Origin of the sequence: Sphingorhabdus sp., from assembly GCF_044354325.1 — a bacterium.
Taxonomy (GTDB): domain Bacteria; phylum Pseudomonadota; class Alphaproteobacteria; order Sphingomonadales; family Sphingomonadaceae; genus Sphingorhabdus_B.
The window spans coordinates 1-14,704 of sequence record NZ_JBILAF010000048.1 but is presented as its reverse complement, the minus strand read 5'-3'; the positions used below and the strand labels follow the sequence as shown (position 1 = coordinate 14,704).

Genomic DNA, 14,704 nt, shown 5'->3' with positions numbered 1-14,704 from the left:
GCCAGTCGCCCGGGTTGGTTGCATGAGTGCCGCAGCAATGCGTCGCCTAGATGAATGGTCGCACATCCGCTTACGCCTCGGCCGCAGCGGAGGACAGAACCCGGCTTACAGACCCTCTGGCTTTTTACCCCACGCCCAATAAGCGATGCCCAATATGGCAAGGACAACCGCCTCAACAATGATCGGCGGGGCAACTGGCGCACTGAACCCGTCAAACGCGATACTGACAATGCGCCCGATTAACGTTGCACTCAAAAGGACCGCAGTCGCAACAAGCGCGCCCCGATGCTGCCGGAACGCGGCGAACAAGGTGAAGGCACCTATTCCCAAAAACAATCCTCCGACGTCTGCGCGCAGGTTCGCGCGGCCCATATCATCGATTGCTGCAATGCCGCGCCCTGTGAACGCTGCGTCGAAGCTAAACCAATGCTGTGCAGCGCCAAACAGCGCAAACACGCCAATTGCACCCAGCAATACCCGCAATATTATATTCATGACCCCTCCATTTACGCGAACGTCAACATTTACATGTTCGCGCCATTATGTTTTCTTCTGCCGAGAAACACATTTTTCAGAGGGAGAAGTCAATGTCGATTGTTGCTCGCGCGAAGAATATCATTTTAAAACCGACGGATGAATGGAATGTCATTGCTGGCGAGCCCGCAACCGTTAGCGGCTTATTCACCGGATATGCGATGATCTTGGCAGCCATTCCCTTGGCCGCTGGCATAATATTTACCGGCGCATTGGGAATAAATACCGCTAGCCTTGGCGGCATGGGCGGCGGGGTTATGGAATTGGGCTTTGGCGCCATCGCGGCAATGGCGGTGGTGGGATATGTGCTTTCCCTCGTTACGCTTTTTGTGATGTCATTCCTCGTCAACGCGGTTTCGCCCAGCTTTAACGGCAAATCCGACATGGTTCAGTCGGCAAAGCTGATGACATACGCATCGACCCCAACTTGGGTGGCGGGATTGGTTGGCTGGATCCCGATATTGGGCGGTCTAATTTCTTTCGCGGCAATCGCGTATGTCGTTTACCTGATCTATCTGGGGCTGCAGCCTGTGCTCGGTGTGCCGAAGGAAAAGGTCGCGGGGTTCACCGTTGTCATCGTGCTCATTTATGTTGTTCTGACTGTCATTATTTCCGGCATCCTGATCGGCATTGCCTTTTCGACCTTGTTCGGCGGCGGGATGATGGGCGGCGCTCTGTCCGGCGCATAAATTGCGTTTACGCCACTAGCAAAATGCGCGTGCCGTCGCTAAGTCGGCGGCATGGTGCGGTCCACTCGACGAAATGACTGGGGTTTTCCCCGCTGGCGCGGCTACGGCAGCAGCACCGAAGCGCAACAGGTGCGTCTGTGTGACCGCTATGGTTGTAACAAAGCGGGAAACTGCCCCGCACCGAAATCGCCCAACAGCCCGGACCGCTGGATGTTCTGCGAAGAACATGCCGGCGAGTATAACCGTGGTTGGGACTATTTCGAAGGTCTGACCAAGGAAGAAGCCGACGAGCGCGAGGCAAATGAGCGCCGCGATTCATCGGGCTACAAAGAATCCGCACATTATGGTTGGGCCGGGTCCGGCGACGGCAGCCGCAGCCGTGATGAAATGCACGCGCTCGATATTCTGGGCCTTGAAAGCGACTCCACGTTTGATGACGCGAAAAAAGCCTGGCGCAAAATCGCCAAGGAAACACACCCAGATGTAAACCCCGGCAACGCCGACGCGGCCAAGGCTTTTCAGGCGGGGCAGGCGGCATATGACGTGCTGCGCGTTGCCGAAGAACGGCGCGAGTGGAAAGGCTAGTTACTTGCGCGGCCGAAATTGCAAGCGCATAGGGCGCGCGTGATTCGCGCATCTTCGCCCTTCCGGAATATAGCTGCAGCAATGATATTGCTGGCGCTGGCTTTGCGCGTCATCATTCCGTCTGGCTTTATGCCGTCGTCGGAGCGTGGTTTTGCGCTGACCATCTGTACCGGAATGGACACCCAGACCGTCTGGATGGACAAATCGGGTAAGCTGCACAAGGAAGACCCATCAAAAGGCAAATCGGTTGAGCATCAACCTTGTGCCTTTGCGGGAGCCGCGATGGCGGCGGACGTGCTTTCCGCTGATTTCCAAGTTGCAATGGCGCCTGTTGCGCTCGCCATTCCTGTTTTTGCCAAACGCGAAGTCTCGGTTGGCGCTGGCCTCGCTGCCCCGCCGCCACCAGCCATAGGGCCACCTTCTTACGTCTAAACTACAAGGCTGCTTTGCGGCCTATTTCTCGTTTAGATTTAGGAAAATATCATGAAATTTTTGTCCATTTTGCGCGCGTCTGTTGCGTGCTCTGTTATTGCCATCATTACACCTGCCGCAGCTGAAGAGGCTGCTGACACCACGATTATTGTCACCGGCCGTGCAGCCGCTGACGAATCCGAAATATCGGCAAACAACACCGCAGGCGGCACCGACGTCGTTAGCCACGAAGATTATGCAGACAAGACCGTCGTGTCTTTGCGTGATACCTTGGCCTTTTCGCCGGGCGTGTACACCCAGCCGCGCTTTGGGCAAGAGGTCCGCATTTCCATTCGCGGTTCGGGTCTGTCGCGTGGCTTTCACATGCGCGGACTGACGCTGTTGCAGGATGGGGTCCCCATCAATCTGGCCGACGACAATGGCGACTTTCAAGAGCTTGAACCCATATTTTTCGACCATTTAGAGGTATATCGTGGCGCGAACGCTTTGAGGTTCGGTTCCGGTACATTGGGCGGCGCAATCAACGGCGTTACGCCCACCGGCGACAATGCCGCGGGTCTTTACCTTCGCGGTGATGTCGGCAGCTCTGACTTTTATCGCGGCTTGGCGTCCTTTGGAGTGGGTGACGACGACGCCAATGCTTGGGCAGCGATCAGCGCCGATAGCCACAAGGGGGATCGGCAACACGCCCAGCGGAACTCAATGCGCTTTAACGGAAATGTTGGGCTTAGGATTTCGGATGTCGTGTCGACGCGATTTTACGCAAGCGCGACAACACTTAATCAGGAATTGCCGGGTGCATTGACCCGCGCAACGGCTTTATCTGCACCACGCAGCGGCAATTTTGTGGGGGATCAGGCGCGCGATATCAATTCGGTTCGTATCCAGAACCGGACCCGTTTCGACTGGGGAAACAGCCAATTGGATGTTGGCGCGTTCCTGAATGCCAAAGAATTATATCACCCGATTTATCAGGTCATTGATCAGGCATCGGCAGATCGCGGCGTGTTCGCCCGTTATGATCGCGCGGGAGACGACTGGAGCGTCACCGTCGGCGGAGAGTCCCGTTGGGGAACAATTGACTCAAAGCGCTTTATCAATGTGAATGGCAAACGTGGAGCACTTACCTTCGAAGCCGACCAGACGGCCCGCACGTCGAATATGTATGGAGAGTTGCGAGCAACGCCGGTTGCGGGCGTTACGATCATAGCAGGCGGTATATATGCCGATGGTTTCCGAAAGCAGGTTCAGATCGTTCCGTCTGCCGCAACGGGTGCAGCGTCGTTCGACGCTTTCTCGCCCAAATTTGGTGTCCTCTGGGAACCGTCCGAAGACGTCCAAATTTTTGCCAATTATAGTAAATCCACAGAATTTCCGACCTTCGTTGAACTCGCCCAAATTGCGGCGTTCGTTCCTGTAAAGGAACAAACAGCATGGACAGCCGAAATCGGGACACGCGGGAAACTGGGATGGGCGAGCTGGGATATTGCCCTGTACCGCGCCAACATAAAACGCGAAATGCTGCAATTTACCGTAGGGCGGGACATTCCAGCGACAACGTTCAACGCCGATAAAACACGGCATCAGGGCGTTGAGGCAGCGTTTAGTGCCGCGCCAACCGATTGGCTGCGTTTTCGGCAAATCTGGCAATATTCCGACTTCCACTTTGTCGCTGATGCCCAATATGGCAACAACCGGCTGCCTGTGGTGCCAAAGCATGTCCTGCGATCGGAGCTTCGACTTGGCAGCGACGATTTGCATATTGCGCCGAATGTTGAATGGGTGCCGCAGGGTGCATGGGCAGACTATCGAAACATGACACGCACGACAGGCTATACCCTGTTAGGCGTATCTGCCGGCGCGCGCGTTATGGCCGGGGTCGATCTATTTCTTGACGCGCGGAACCTGACCGGAGAGAAAGCCATTGGCGACGTATCGGCCGCTATCGTCGCCTCCGCAGCATCCGCCATTTACTATCCGGTTGAACGCCGTGCCATTTACGGCGGCGTCCGCGCGCGGTTTTAGGAGAGCAGAGATGGAAAATACGTCTTTCTACCGCACGATCTGGCGTTGGCATTTTTATGCTTCGCTTTTTGTCATGCCGCTGATCCTCGTGCTTGCGACAACAGGCGCAATTTACCTGTTCAAGCCGCAATTGGACCGTTGGGAAGAGCGCGCATTTACGAACCTATCGACTGAACAGGCAGTATCACCCAATGTGCAGTTGGCCGCTGTCATGGCGGCCAATCCGGGTGCGCAATTCCAAAGCTATCGCTTGCCCGAACATGCAGGCGATGCCGCGATGATCCATATCGGCCTCGCCGACGGCCAAACCATGCGCGACGTCTATGTGTCACCGCAGGGTAAAGTGTTGGGCAGCATCGATCCGGAAAGCCGGATATCCGCCACGGTGTCGCGGATACATGGGTCGCTGCTTATCGGCAAAATGGGTGATTGGATTGTTGAACTGGCGGCGTGCTGGGCGATCGTCATGATCCTGACCGGTCTGTATATGTGGTGGCCGCGCGGGCAGCGCTTTGCCGGTGTCGTTTGGCCCCGGTTGGGGAAGGGCAATCGCGTGTTCCTGCGCGATCTGCATGCGGTGACTGGCTTCTGGGTTTCAGGGCTGGCGCTTGTTCTGCTAACCACAGGACTGCCTTGGGCGAGCGTCTGGGGCGATGCTTTCCGTATTGCCCGCGCTGAATTGGGCCTCGTTCAAGGCGCTCAAGACTGGAAAACGGGCAGTGCCGCCCCGCATGCCGAGCATGATCATGATGCAATGATGAAAATGCAGGCTGCCGGCATTCCGCTGGTTGGTTTGGCGGACATGGTCGCCAAAGCGAAAGCCGAACGACTGCCGCACCCGGCGTTGGTGAAAGCACCAGGCGCGCCTGAGCGTTTCGGCCCGCCTGCGCCGATGGCTTGGACCATTAAGTCGGAGGCGCAGAACCGGCCATTGAACCGCGAGATCACATTTGATGTTGCAACGGGCAAGGAGATGTCGCGGAAAGGCTTTGCCGACAAGCATGTCATTGATCGCGCGGTCAATTATGGAATCGCTTGGCATGAGGGCCAGCTTTTTGGATGGTTCAATCAGTTGGTCGGGGTGCTCACTGCGGTTGGCCTGATCACATTGGTTGTGTCAGGTTTCCTGATGTGGCGACGGCGCAAGCCCGATGATGCCCTCGGCGCACCGCCGGTTGCTGCGGTGCCACCGAAAATGCGCGGGGTTGTGGTGATCATCGGCGTTATGGCGTTGCTCTTGCCGTTGCTTGCCGCGTCTTTATGCGCGCTGTGGCTGTTCGACCGGCTGCTGCTGCCCCGCTTGCCTGCGCTTGCGATGTGGCTTGGGCTGCGTCCGGCTCAGCCGGCGTAACGCGCTGCCGTCTCGCGGATAAGCGAGATCATATTGGGAATGCCCTGTGTCCGGTTCGAACTTAACTGATTTTTGAGGTCGAACGGCGCAAGGGCGTTCTCGATATCGGTCTTCAGAATGTCGGCCGCATTTTTGTGCTCAACCGTTTTCAGGACCAGCGCAATGATGCCTTTGGTGATCGCGGCGTTGCTGTCGGCCAAAAATGTGAGTTCTTTATCAGCGGTCACGGGATAGACCCACACGCTTGCGGAACATCCCCGAACGAGCGTCGCATCGGTTTTTAACGCGGCGGGCATTTCGGGCAATTCGCGGCCGAGGTCGATAAGCAACCGATAGCGGTCATCAGCCTCAAGAAATGCATATTCTTCGGTAATGTCGGCAAATGTTGTCATGCACTGCGCATATGGCCGCGATGCTTAGATATCAATCCCTGCCGCTATGGCTTCAAGCCTTTTTACGCGCTCTTTCAAATCGGCGACTTCAATACGCGACGTGGCCGAGGGCACGGGTGCATCATTGCCGTGGCGCCTGGTTTCAAGCTCGGCATGCTTAAGCGCAATCCAGTCGCGCCAGCCGCGCAAGCTTAGTGACGACACGATGCCGACGCACAGCACGGCAAAGGCGCCGATGATGATGTAGAAGTTGGGATCCTGTTGCATGGTCCTTCCTTTCCGTTCGCGCGCCGTTACCGGCTGCGCAGTTCCTCAATCTGACGGTTGATATCACTCGTATTATTGTTGTCCGTCGCGATGCGTTCCAAAACCTGAATGCGTTCCTTCAAGGCACGAATTTCGTCCTGCATCTGCTGCGTATCCGCATTGTTCAAAAGACGGCGGGTTTTTGTGCCCATGAAATTTTCGTCTTCAACGATTCCGAGCTTTGCCTTTTGCTTCGTCTGGATAATCCTGCCGATCGTGATGATGGCAATGATTGCGACGACCATTTCAAACGGGTCCATTACTTCCTCCTCAATTCGAAGGCCCGCGAAGGGCCTCTATTTCAGATGTTAATCGGTGACTGTCGTCGACGATGATTTTTTCGACATTGGCGAGGCGATCCTTGATTGAGCCGATTTCTGCGCGCAGCTGCGCGTTTTCTTGGCTCAACAATTTTACGCGTTCGACGGCTTCCTGATCGGTTTTAGGATAGACTGCCTGACCCCATGCCCCATCAAGCGGATATCCATTTTTGATGCGCATCCATGTGGTGAGCACCCATCCTACCGAAATTGCGACAACGCCAATTCCTATCATGGGGCCGATGGCGGTAATCATTGCTAGCTTGTCAGGGTCCATAGCTTCCTCCAGCGCGCCTCAGCGCAGTTTTTCGATTTCTTCCGACAGCCGTCCGGCCTTGTCCGTGACGATCCGTTCCAAGACCGCGACCCGTTCTTCCAGGCGACCAACCTTGCCATTCAGCGTTTCATTTTCATTGCTGAGCAGCATGATTTTGCGTTCTGCTTCGGGATAGTCGCCATCGGTCAGCGCTGTCTTGCCGCCCCATTCATCTTCCAATGGGTAGCCGTGCTTGGCGCGGATCCAGTTGTTGATGAGCCATCCGACTGTCATCAATGCAACAATCGCAATTACGAAATTTGGTCCCGCGAAGCTCATTTGAATTCTTTCCATGGCAGGCGGCGTGTGACGGGTCGGATGGGGCTGTCGCGGAAATCAACGCTCCAATTGCGGCGGTCCGCCTTGCGTTTCTTCTGTGCGAAGTGGCGATATGCAAACCACCCAATTAGCCCCAGAATGATAAGCGTGAACATGAACATTCCTTCCAATATGTCGCCGTTTATCGAAGATTCTCTATTTCGTCCGCCAGCTGCTTGTTGTTGCTGACATAATAGGTTTCCATTTCGGCCAACCGACGGTCGATTTCCCGAAAACGCGAACGAATGTCGCGTGTTGTGCGGGCAGGTGACTGACGCACGCCTTGCCAGAATTTCTGGTCTTGGCGGTCATCGGTATACAGATGCACGGGCTTCGGGTTGGCCATCCAAGCGGTGATGACATAGGCAATCAGCGTCCACGGAAAACCGCCCATCAGGGTGAGCATCACCGCGCCAAGCCGTACCCAGAGAACGTCCACGCCGGTATAGTCGGCAATCCCGGCGCAAACGCCTTTCCATTTCGCATTCATCTTATCGAGATAGAATTTGGTATGTGTACCAGCCATTTTAGCGGTTCCTTTCCAGCCTGCGGACATTTTCGGGGTCGAAATCTTTTGTTTCATGATCGATGCGACGTGGCTGCCATTCAGGATTTTCCTGCGCGACCAGACGCTCGACGGTATCGAGACGGTCTTCCAGACGACGGGCAAGTTCGTTCATGTCGCCCAGCATCCGCTCATCATCATTGGTTAGCGTTGCCGCGGTTTTCCAGCGTGTGACATAATGCAGGATGATCCAAGGCAAGCCGATAAACAGTATGCCGCAAACGAAAATGGGGACGACAGTATCTTCCATTTCAACCTTCCTTCTGTGCGTCTTGTTTCATGGCTTTTTTCATCGCTTCCAGCTCGGCGTCGACAACGTCGAAGGATTCAAGCGCTGCGATTTCGTCGCCCAAGCTGCGTGGGGCGTCTGAACCGATGGACAGCGAGTCTGCATATCCCTGCGCTTCGTCCACGCGGCGTTCGAGCACGTCAAAGCGTGAAAAAGCCTCGCGAACCTTGTCGCCATTATACATTGTGCGCAGCTTGACCTGATTTTCGGCGCTTTCCAGACGCGTCATCAACGCGTTCTGACGGCTGCGGGCGTCGGCGAGCTTTTTCTGCAGCTTGTGAATATCCTGCTCCGAAGCTTTCAACGCATCGTTGAGAACGTCGACTTCTGCGGTCAGCTGGTCCTTCATATCGGTCGCCTTGCGCTTTTCGACCAAGGCAGCTTTGGCAAGGTCCTCGCGATCTTTTGACAGCGCGAGATGGGCCTTGTCGGTCCAGTCAGCCTCAAGGGTGTTCAGCTTGTCGATGTGCCGGCGCAGTTCTTTTTGGTCCGCGATCGTCCGGGCGGCCGAAGCGCGGACTTCAACCAACGTTTCTTCCATCTCCAGAATGATCATGCGGATCATCTTTGCCGGGTCCTGCGACTTGTCGAGCAAGTCCGTGACGTTGGCGGCGATGATATCGCGGGTTCGTGAAAATATTCCCATTGGGTAACTCCGGTTAAAACTGTTCATTTGCGTACTAAAAAAGGGGGCGACCGGGTACCTTTAGGAGGTAGGGGGAGCCGGGGGTACTCCGGTCGCAGGCAATCGATGTCAGGCAAGATAGCTGACAACGATTGGCCGATGGGTGTAATTTGGGACGTTCATGTTAACATCGTCATAATGGTTGAGAACCGAAATGGCGTAACTGGTGAAGATCATCGACACGGACAGGGCGACCGCCAGCCATAGACGGCTTTCGCTTCCATTTGCCTTTTCGCTGGTTCCGATATCTTTACGCATCTTGTGTCTTCCCTTTTGCATGCCGGTGATATTCCGGCTTGCAAGATGTACTGCAGGGAGTGTGCCAATTTGAATAATTGTGGGAAATCCGCCATTTGTGAAAAAATGTGACATTCGGGCGCTGGTAATTATTGCCACACTATGGTGAAATATGCCAATCTTTGAAAATGGAACGCGATAGCCATCAATTCATTGGACAATCGTCCGCATTTCTTGATGCCGTCGAGCGCGCAAGCCGCGCCGCACCGCTCAATCGGCCTGTGCTGGTTGTGGGGGAACGCGGAACCGGGAAAGAACTGATCGCTGAACGCCTGCATCGCCTGAGTTCGCGTTGGGACGGGCCTTTGGTCACGATCAACTGCGCCGCGTTGCCTGAGACATTGATTGAGGCCGAACTGTTTGGCCATGAAGCCGGCGCTTTCACCGGAGCCACACGTGCGCGCGAGGGGCGGTTTGAAGAAGCCGACGGCGGCACGCTGTTCCTCGACGAACTGGGCACGTTGAGCATGGGCGCGCAGGAACGTTTGTTGCGCGCGGTCGAATATGGAGAGGTCACGCGTATTGGTTCATCAAGGCCAATGCGTGTCGATGTCCGTATTGTCGCCGCCACCAATGAGCATCTGCCCAATATGGTGGATAAAGGACGCTTTCGTGCGGATTTGCTCGACCGGCTGTGCTTTGAGGTGATCACCTTGCCGCCATTGCGTGTTCGTGAAGGCGATGTTGAGGTGCTGTCTGAATATTATGGGCGTCGGATGGCGGCCGAACTGGGCTGGGCAGGGTGGCCAGGTTTCGGCGCGCTTGCGACCCAGGCCCTTGAAAACCATTTGTGGCCGGGCAATGTGCGCGAATTGCGTAATGTGGTCGAACGTGCGGTCTATCGCTGGGCTGACCCTGCACAGCCCGTCGATTATATCCAGTTTGATCCGTTCGATAGCCCATGGCGTGGCGGCGTGGCGGCTTCTGCCCCTGCGCAGGTGCAGCCCGATAATCAGGCCGCTAATGCCGAGCAGCGTGTCTCCGCCGACTTAAGTCAGGCGATTGATGTTACCGACTTTAGAGAAGCGACCGAAAGATATGAAAAGGCGGTGCTTGAGCAGGCACTGGCGAAATGTCGGTATAATCAGCGGCAAACGGCCAAAGCGCTGAACCTGAGCTACGACCAATTGCGTCATACGCTTAAAAAGCATGACCTTTTGGGATAAAAAAAGGGGCGGCATCGGCCACCCCTTTTAACTTTACGAAGAACGTGACGATTAGCCGCCGTTAAAGCTGACCATCGTGTAGAGCATTGGGATCGACAGCAACGTGTTCAAACGCGATGTCATCATCGCTGTCGTTGCTGCCTTTGCCTTTGTCGCATCATCGGCTTCAACGATGCCAAGTGCCTTCTTCTGGTTGGGCCAGATGATGAACCAGACGTTGAATGCCATGATAACCGCAAGCCACATGCCAACGCCGATCAGTCTGTAGGGATCCTGCAGCGTGAATGCCTCATGGGCGTAACCGGACTGAACCGCAATGATCAGTCCCAACAACACGGTCGCCGCCGCGGCCCAGCGGAAGAAAAACAGCGCAGATGGCGCGATATGCTTCGACACAGCTGGCTTAAGCTCTGCGGGAATTTTCGGCATGGTCGGAATTTGAACGAAGTTAAAATAGTACAACAGCCCAATCCAGACGATCCCGAAGAATGTATGCAGCCAACGTGTGACAGACTGTGCCGTCAATGCGTCGCCGTGCAAACCGAACATAAGTGCCAATGACAGCACGAGACCGGCGACCAGCACCAGATGTAGATTTCCAAAAAATTTCGCCATTTTTTCCTCCTGTAGGCATTCAAGTGGTTTTGCCCCTGATAAGCTACTGCATATCTTTGTGGGTCGCTTTTGTCACATATTTTCTGCGTAATTTGCGTGCGCCCGACGGAACGGGCGCTGCGCCCGTTGGTTTGCGTTGCGGACTTCTCAAAAGGAAACATGCAACATGCCCTTCATTCTCCCCGAACTTCCCTACGACGAAATTTCCTTCGGCGGCCTCATTTCTGCCGAAACGTTCGACTTTCACCATGGCAAGCATCACAAGGCGTATGTCGATAAAACCAATGCCTTGGTCGCCGACGATGCGGCTTTATCAGGTGCGCCCTTGAGCAAAGTTATCACGGCTGCCAAGGCGAAGGGCAACACACAACTGTTCAACAACGCCGCGCAAATTTGGAACCACAGTTTTTATTGGCAGTGTCTGACACCTGAAAAACAGGTGCCTGGCGGCCAGTTAAAGACAATGATCGATGAAAGCTTCGGCAGTGTCGAAAACCTGCTGGTGACGCTCAAAGAAGAAGCTGTCGCGCATTTCGCAAGCGGTTGGGCGTGGCTTGTTGTTGACGGCGGCCAATTGAAGATTACGTCGTTACATGACGCCGACACACCCTTGGTACATGATATGAAGCCCTTGCTCACAATCGATGTGTGGGAGCATGCTTATTATATCGACTATCGCAATGCCCGCCCCGACTATATCGACGCGTTACTCGCCAATGCGATTAATTGGGAATTTGTAGCCGAAAATCTAGAAGGACATGGCGTCTCGCGCGCTGACCAGTCATGACTTTACGCGTTCGGCGGTGTCTCGGTGTCGTCGCCCAGTTTTAGCCCGTGGCGCATCAGCATTGGGATATTGGCAAACGCGAACAGGAACGTGCATGCCGTTACGCCCCACACCTTGATGGATAGCCAGGTATCGAAAGAGAACCATTGGGGCTGCCTAAAAATCTCGTTCAGTCCGGCTAGCACAAGGAAAAACACGCCCCAGCTAAGCGACAGTTTTAACCAGCCGGTTTCGTCAAGACCTTGATAGGCATGCTCCAAAACATACTTAAGCATGGCCTTGCCGCGGACCCATCCCCCAATCAGCAGAAGCGCGAAAAAGGCGTAGATGATCGTCGGCTTAATCTGGATGAAGCGTTCGTCATGAAACCAGATCGTCAGCGCGCCGAAAAACACGCCTAAAGCTGCCGTGAGCTTCAGCATCGGTGAAATCTTGCCCAGTTTCACCTTGGAAACAATCACCGCAACAATGATCGCGGCCATGAACGTTGCGGTGCCGACAATCGCGCCTTGTTTCGGATCGGTGTCCGAACTGCCCAATTTTGACGCCACGAAAAACAGCAGTAGCGGTCCAAAATCGAGAATGAAGTTTAAGGTACCCGACGGCTTTTTGGGCGTGGCTGTGTCGCTCACAAAGAGCCGCCGCTGATGGCACGGGCAACATCTTGCGCGTTGAAGGGGCGCAGGTCATCGATGGTCTCGCCGACGCCAATGGCGTGAATGGGTAGGCCGAATTGCTTGGCCGCCGCGACCAAGATGCCGCCGCGCGCGCTGCCGTCCAATTTGGTCATCACAAGTCCAGTTACGTCAGCGACTTCTTTGAAGGTTTCGATTTGCGATAGCGCATTCTGCCCCGTCGTCGCGTCCAGAACCAACACCACATTGTGCGGCGCTGCAGGGTTGAGACGCCCGAGCACCCGGCGGATTTTTGCCAGCTCATCCATCAACTCGCGTTTGTTCTGAAGCCGGCCAGCGGTATCGACGATCAGCACGTCGATGCCTTCTGCGGTTGCCTTTTTCACCGCGTCAAACACGACACCAGCGGCGTCGCCGCCTTCGGGGCCAGTCACAATGGGTACGCCAATGCGTTCCGCCCAAACTTTCAACTGGCCAATCGCTGCGGCACGGAACGTATCACCTGCAGCCAGCATGACGCCATAATCCTGTTCAAGGAAAAGGTGGGCCAGCTTGGCAATCGTCGTCGTCTTGCCAGACCCATTTACGCCAATCACCAATATGACCTGAGGGCGCGGGAATGCATCGATTTCGAGCGGGGATGCGACGGGTGCCAACACGGCGGCCACTTCGTCCTCGACAATCTGGCGGATTCCTTCGGCATCAATGCCCTTGTCAAAACGTCCAGCAGCAATCTTGTCGCGAATTTGCGCAGCCATGGCTGGGCCAAGGTCTGACGCAATCAACGCATCTTCAATGTCATCTAGGTCGCGTGCTTCCAGCTTCGCCTTGGTGACAAGCCCCGCGATATTGTCCGTCAGCTTAACTGAAGTTTTCTTCAGGCCGCCAAACAGTCGGTCTTTCCACCCAGCATTCTCGCTCATTCTACAACCTCTGCCTGCAATATTCCGTCTGTTGACCGCAACACCCGCGCGGCGACAATGTTGCCTTCGGGCATGACTTTATCCAGCTGCAGATACGCGAAATTCTCCGCATGGCCACCCCTGCCGCCATTTTCGACCGCGACATTCTGGATGGTGCCAATCAGCGCCGTCAACCAGCGGGATTTTTCTGCCGCGACAGCTTCGCGTAATGCCTTGGCACGTGCCTTGATAACGGGGTGGGGCAGTTGCGGCATGCGCGCGGCTGGTGTGCCCTTTTTGGGCGAATATGGGAATATATGGCCATGCACGATCCCGCATTGTTCGACGAGGTCCATGCTGTTTGCAAACATCGCATCGTCTTCGGTCGGGAAACCGGCAATAATATCCGCGCCAATGGCGATCTCGGGTCGCTTTGCTGTAAGCCGCGCAACCAGATCGATCGCGAGTTCGCGGCTATGGCGGCGTTTCATGCGCTTCAGGATCATATTGTCGCCTGCCTGTAACGACAAATGAACATGCGGCATCACGCGGGCCTCTCCAGTGAGCAAGTCGAACAGCCGGTCGTCAATTTCGACACCATCAATCGACGATAGCCTGAGGCGGGCAAGATCGGGAACGAGTTTCAATATCCGTTCAACCAGTGATCCTAAATTGGGGCTGCCCGGAAGATCATGGCCATAGCTGGTCACGTCAACACCCGTCAGCACCACCTCTTTAAAGCCCGTGTCGACGAGCTTTTGAATATGTTCAATGACGCTGCCAGCAGGGACGGAGCGGCTGTTGCCGCGGCCATAGGGAATGATGCAAAATGTGCAGCGGTGATCGCAGCCATTTTGAACTTCGACAAAAGCGCGGGTTTTGCCGGAATAGGCGGTGACGAGATGCGGCGCGGTTTGCGCGATGGTCATGATGTCCGAGACAATGACTGGCCTGTCGGAACGATCCATCAAATCGCGTAACAAGGTCGCGTCTTGTTTCTCATGATTGCCAAAGACGCCTGCAACCTCTGGCATGGCCCGAAATGTTTCGGGCTCCACTTGCGCAGCGCAGCCGGTGACCCACACAGACGCGTCCGGGCGACGCCGATGCGCCTGACGGATGGCTTGCCGTGTTTGCCGCACAGACTCATTGGTCACCGCGCAGCTGTTTATGATGACGATGTCATCGCGGCCTGCGAGTTGTTCAGCCAGAGCGTTGCTCTCCGCCAAATTGAGGCGGCAACCCATGCTGATGACTTCAGGCTTTTTGACGGGCGCGTTCATCCAAATGCATCCCAGTCGGCCTGACCTTTGAACACATAAGTGGCGCTGCCGGTCATGATGACGGGCTGTCCCGGGCTCCAGTCGATGGTCAGGGTTCCGCCCGATTGGTGGACTGTCACGGGCGATGTCGCCTTGCCCTGACGGATCGCCGCAACGGCCGTGGCACAGGCCCCGGTTCCGCAAGCGCCCGTCAAGCCGGCGCCGCGCTCCCA

The 14,704-nt window shown here is 55.6% G+C and carries 22 protein-coding genes and 1 pseudogene; 7 read left to right on the top strand and 16 right to left on the bottom strand.

What is annotated here, in order from left to right:
* Positions 1 to 105: 105 nt before the first annotated feature.
* Positions 106 to 495 carry a DUF4345 family protein gene (locus tag ACIQ0G_RS06120; RefSeq protein ID WP_397577143.1) on the bottom strand — a complete coding sequence of 130 codons (390 nt, stop codon included), beginning with the start codon at positions 493 to 495 and terminating at the stop codon, positions 106 to 108.
* 92 nt (positions 496 to 587) lie between these two features.
* On the opposite strand from ACIQ0G_RS06120, the gene ACIQ0G_RS06115 reads away from it, so the two are divergent.
* From ACIQ0G_RS06115 to ACIQ0G_RS06095, 5 genes are read left to right on the top strand one after another with little or no spacing between them, the layout of a single operon-like run.
* A complete protein-coding gene (locus ACIQ0G_RS06115) occupies positions 588 to 1,223 on the top strand; it encodes a Yip1 family protein (protein WP_397577142.1) in 636 nt (211 codons plus the stop codon).
* 51 nt (positions 1,224 to 1,274) lie between these two features.
* The gene (locus ACIQ0G_RS06110) at positions 1,275 to 1,808 is read left to right on the top strand and encodes a J domain-containing protein (protein WP_397577141.1); all 534 of its coding nucleotides are present in this window, start codon (positions 1,275 to 1,277) and stop codon (positions 1,806 to 1,808) included.
* Positions 1,809 to 1,847: 39 nt separating this feature from the next.
* Positions 1,848 to 2,240 (top strand): hypothetical protein, encoded by a 393-nt coding sequence (locus ACIQ0G_RS06105; protein ID WP_324482239.1) that lies wholly within the window; start codon positions 1,848 to 1,850, stop codon positions 2,238 to 2,240.
* Between the two features lie 51 nt (positions 2,241 to 2,291).
* Positions 2,292 to 4,265, top strand: coding sequence for a TonB-dependent receptor family protein (locus tag ACIQ0G_RS06100; RefSeq protein WP_397577140.1), 1,974 nt, complete (start codon positions 2,292 to 2,294; stop codon positions 4,263 to 4,265).
* A 10-nt stretch (positions 4,266 to 4,275) separates the two neighbouring features.
* Positions 4,276 to 5,616, top strand: a complete 1,341-nt coding sequence (locus tag ACIQ0G_RS06095) for a PepSY-associated TM helix domain-containing protein (RefSeq protein WP_397577139.1) — start codon at positions 4,276 to 4,278, stop codon at positions 5,614 to 5,616.
* Here the strand turns inward: ACIQ0G_RS06095 and ACIQ0G_RS06090 are convergent.
* The 10 genes from ACIQ0G_RS06090 to ACIQ0G_RS06045 all read right to left on the bottom strand — a co-directional run bounded on the left by ACIQ0G_RS06090 (position 5,604) and on the right by ACIQ0G_RS06045 (position 9,065).
* The gene (locus tag ACIQ0G_RS06090; protein ID WP_397577138.1) at positions 5,604 to 6,008 is read right to left on the bottom strand and encodes a SufE family protein; all 405 of its coding nucleotides are present in this window, start codon (positions 6,006 to 6,008) and stop codon (positions 5,604 to 5,606) included. The genes ACIQ0G_RS06095 and ACIQ0G_RS06090 overlap by 13 nt on opposite strands.
* Before the next feature lie 24 nt (positions 6,009 to 6,032).
* The gene (locus tag ACIQ0G_RS06085; protein ID WP_397577137.1) at positions 6,033 to 6,275 is read right to left on the bottom strand and encodes a hypothetical protein; all 243 of its coding nucleotides are present in this window, start codon (positions 6,273 to 6,275) and stop codon (positions 6,033 to 6,035) included.
* Between the two features lie 26 nt (positions 6,276 to 6,301).
* On the bottom strand, positions 6,302 to 6,574 hold the full coding sequence (locus ACIQ0G_RS06080; protein WP_397577136.1) for a hypothetical protein: 273 nt from the start codon (positions 6,572 to 6,574) through the stop codon (positions 6,302 to 6,304).
* Between the two features lie 10 nt (positions 6,575 to 6,584).
* Positions 6,585 to 6,911: a hypothetical protein gene (locus ACIQ0G_RS06075; RefSeq protein ID WP_395629132.1), complete on the bottom strand. Its 327-nt coding sequence runs from the start codon at positions 6,909 to 6,911 to the stop codon at positions 6,585 to 6,587.
* Positions 6,912 to 6,929: 18 nt separating this feature from the next.
* Positions 6,930 to 7,229, bottom strand: coding sequence for a hypothetical protein (locus tag ACIQ0G_RS06070; protein WP_397577144.1), 300 nt, complete (start codon positions 7,227 to 7,229; stop codon positions 6,930 to 6,932).
* Positions 7,226 to 7,384 (bottom strand): hypothetical protein, encoded by a 159-nt coding sequence (locus tag ACIQ0G_RS06065; RefSeq protein WP_397577135.1) that lies wholly within the window; start codon positions 7,382 to 7,384, stop codon positions 7,226 to 7,228. The genes ACIQ0G_RS06070 and ACIQ0G_RS06065 overlap by 4 nt, the downstream gene beginning before the upstream one ends.
* A 26-nt stretch (positions 7,385 to 7,410) precedes the next feature.
* Entirely contained in the window at positions 7,411 to 7,794 is a 384-nt protein-coding gene (pspC, locus tag ACIQ0G_RS06060; RefSeq protein ID WP_397577134.1) for an envelope stress response membrane protein PspC, read from the bottom strand.
* Position 7,795: 1 nt separating this feature from the next.
* A complete protein-coding gene (pspB, locus tag ACIQ0G_RS06055) occupies positions 7,796 to 8,083 on the bottom strand; it encodes an envelope stress response membrane protein PspB (protein ID WP_397577133.1) in 288 nt (95 codons plus the stop codon).
* 1 nt (position 8,084) lies between these two features.
* Positions 8,085 to 8,768 (bottom strand): phage shock protein PspA, encoded by a 684-nt coding sequence (pspA, locus tag ACIQ0G_RS06050; protein WP_324476826.1) that lies wholly within the window; start codon positions 8,766 to 8,768, stop codon positions 8,085 to 8,087.
* A gap of 108 nt (positions 8,769 to 8,876) precedes the next feature.
* Positions 8,877 to 9,065: a hypothetical protein gene (locus ACIQ0G_RS06045; RefSeq protein ID WP_397577132.1), complete on the bottom strand. Its 189-nt coding sequence runs from the start codon at positions 9,063 to 9,065 to the stop codon at positions 8,877 to 8,879.
* 167 nt (positions 9,066 to 9,232) lie between these two features.
* Here ACIQ0G_RS06045 and pspF point away from each other — a divergent pair, with 167 nt between their 5' ends.
* The gene (gene pspF, locus ACIQ0G_RS06040; protein ID WP_397577131.1) at positions 9,233 to 10,270 is read left to right on the top strand and encodes a phage shock protein operon transcriptional activator; all 1,038 of its coding nucleotides are present in this window, start codon (positions 9,233 to 9,235) and stop codon (positions 10,268 to 10,270) included.
* 51 nt (positions 10,271 to 10,321) lie between these two features.
* Here pspF and ACIQ0G_RS06035 read toward each other — a convergent pair whose 3' ends face one another.
* A complete protein-coding gene (locus tag ACIQ0G_RS06035) occupies positions 10,322 to 10,885 on the bottom strand; it encodes a urate hydroxylase PuuD (RefSeq protein ID WP_397577130.1) in 564 nt (187 codons plus the stop codon).
* A 166-nt stretch (positions 10,886 to 11,051) separates the two neighbouring features.
* On the opposite strand from ACIQ0G_RS06035, the gene ACIQ0G_RS06030 reads away from it, so the two are divergent.
* Entirely contained in the window at positions 11,052 to 11,672 is a 621-nt protein-coding gene (locus tag ACIQ0G_RS06030; protein ID WP_397577129.1) for a superoxide dismutase, read from the top strand.
* A 2-nt stretch (positions 11,673 to 11,674) separates the two neighbouring features.
* Here ACIQ0G_RS06030 and ACIQ0G_RS06025 read toward each other — a convergent pair whose 3' ends face one another.
* The 4 genes and pseudogenes from ACIQ0G_RS06025 to ACIQ0G_RS06010 all read right to left on the bottom strand — a co-directional run.
* Positions 11,675 to 12,304, bottom strand: coding sequence for an inner membrane-spanning protein YciB (locus ACIQ0G_RS06025; RefSeq protein ID WP_397577128.1), 630 nt, complete (start codon positions 12,302 to 12,304; stop codon positions 11,675 to 11,677).
* Positions 12,301 to 13,230 carry a signal recognition particle-docking protein FtsY gene (gene ftsY, locus ACIQ0G_RS06020; protein WP_397577127.1) on the bottom strand — a complete coding sequence of 310 codons (930 nt, stop codon included), beginning with the start codon at positions 13,228 to 13,230 and terminating at the stop codon, positions 12,301 to 12,303. Before ftsY ends, ACIQ0G_RS06025 begins: the two co-directional genes overlap by 4 nt.
* Positions 13,227 to 14,492 carry a tRNA (N(6)-L-threonylcarbamoyladenosine(37)-C(2))-methylthiotransferase MtaB gene (gene mtaB / locus ACIQ0G_RS06015; RefSeq protein WP_397577126.1) on the bottom strand — a complete coding sequence of 422 codons (1,266 nt, stop codon included), beginning with the start codon at positions 14,490 to 14,492 and terminating at the stop codon, positions 13,227 to 13,229. Before mtaB ends, ftsY begins: the two co-directional genes overlap by 4 nt.
* Positions 14,489 to 14,704, bottom strand: a pseudogene (locus ACIQ0G_RS06010) (diaminopimelate epimerase); the annotation flags it as partial. The pseudogene ACIQ0G_RS06010 and the gene mtaB, both read right to left, overlap by 4 nt.

Coding starts and splice junctions, on each gene's coding strand:
- ACIQ0G_RS06030 (WP_397577129.1), top strand. CDS start 11,052: ATGCCCTTCATTCTCCCCGAACTTCCCTACGACGAAATTTCCTTCGGC.
- pspA (WP_324476826.1), bottom strand. CDS start 8,768: ATGGGAATATTTTCACGAACCCGCGATATCATCGCCGCCAACGTCACG.
- pspB (WP_397577133.1), bottom strand. CDS start 8,083: ATGGAAGATACTGTCGTCCCCATTTTCGTTTGCGGCATACTGTTTATC.
- ACIQ0G_RS06115 (WP_397577142.1), top strand. CDS start 588: ATGTCGATTGTTGCTCGCGCGAAGAATATCATTTTAAAACCGACGGAT.
- ACIQ0G_RS06075 (WP_395629132.1), bottom strand. CDS start 6,911: ATGGACCCTGACAAGCTAGCAATGATTACCGCCATCGGCCCCATGATA.
- ACIQ0G_RS06035 (WP_397577130.1), bottom strand. CDS start 10,885: ATGGCGAAATTTTTTGGAAATCTACATCTGGTGCTGGTCGCCGGTCTC.
- ACIQ0G_RS06070 (WP_397577144.1), bottom strand. CDS start 7,229: ATGAGCTTCGCGGGACCAAATTTCGTAATTGCGATTGTTGCATTGATG.
- ACIQ0G_RS06090 (WP_397577138.1), bottom strand. CDS start 6,008: ATGACAACATTTGCCGACATTACCGAAGAATATGCATTTCTTGAGGCT.
- ACIQ0G_RS06100 (WP_397577140.1), top strand. CDS start 2,292: ATGAAATTTTTGTCCATTTTGCGCGCGTCTGTTGCGTGCTCTGTTATT.
- ACIQ0G_RS06085 (WP_397577137.1), bottom strand. CDS start 6,275: ATGCAACAGGATCCCAACTTCTACATCATCATCGGCGCCTTTGCCGTG.
- ACIQ0G_RS06120 (WP_397577143.1), bottom strand. CDS start 495: ATGAATATAATATTGCGGGTATTGCTGGGTGCAATTGGCGTGTTTGCG.
- ACIQ0G_RS06080 (WP_397577136.1), bottom strand. CDS start 6,574: ATGGACCCGTTTGAAATGGTCGTCGCAATCATTGCCATCATCACGATC.
- pspF (WP_397577131.1), top strand. CDS start 9,233: ATGGAACGCGATAGCCATCAATTCATTGGACAATCGTCCGCATTTCTT.
- ACIQ0G_RS06110 (WP_397577141.1), top strand. CDS start 1,275: ATGGTGCGGTCCACTCGACGAAATGACTGGGGTTTTCCCCGCTGGCGC.
- ACIQ0G_RS06045 (WP_397577132.1), bottom strand. CDS start 9,065: ATGCGTAAAGATATCGGAACCAGCGAAAAGGCAAATGGAAGCGAAAGC.
- ACIQ0G_RS06065 (WP_397577135.1), bottom strand. CDS start 7,384: ATGTTCACGCTTATCATTCTGGGGCTAATTGGGTGGTTTGCATATCGC.
- pspC (WP_397577134.1), bottom strand. CDS start 7,794: ATGGCTGGTACACATACCAAATTCTATCTCGATAAGATGAATGCGAAA.
- ftsY (WP_397577127.1), bottom strand. CDS start 13,230: ATGAGCGAGAATGCTGGGTGGAAAGACCGACTGTTTGGCGGCCTGAAG.
- ACIQ0G_RS06095 (WP_397577139.1), top strand. CDS start 4,276: ATGGAAAATACGTCTTTCTACCGCACGATCTGGCGTTGGCATTTTTAT.
- mtaB (WP_397577126.1), bottom strand. CDS start 14,492: ATGAACGCGCCCGTCAAAAAGCCTGAAGTCATCAGCATGGGTTGCCGC.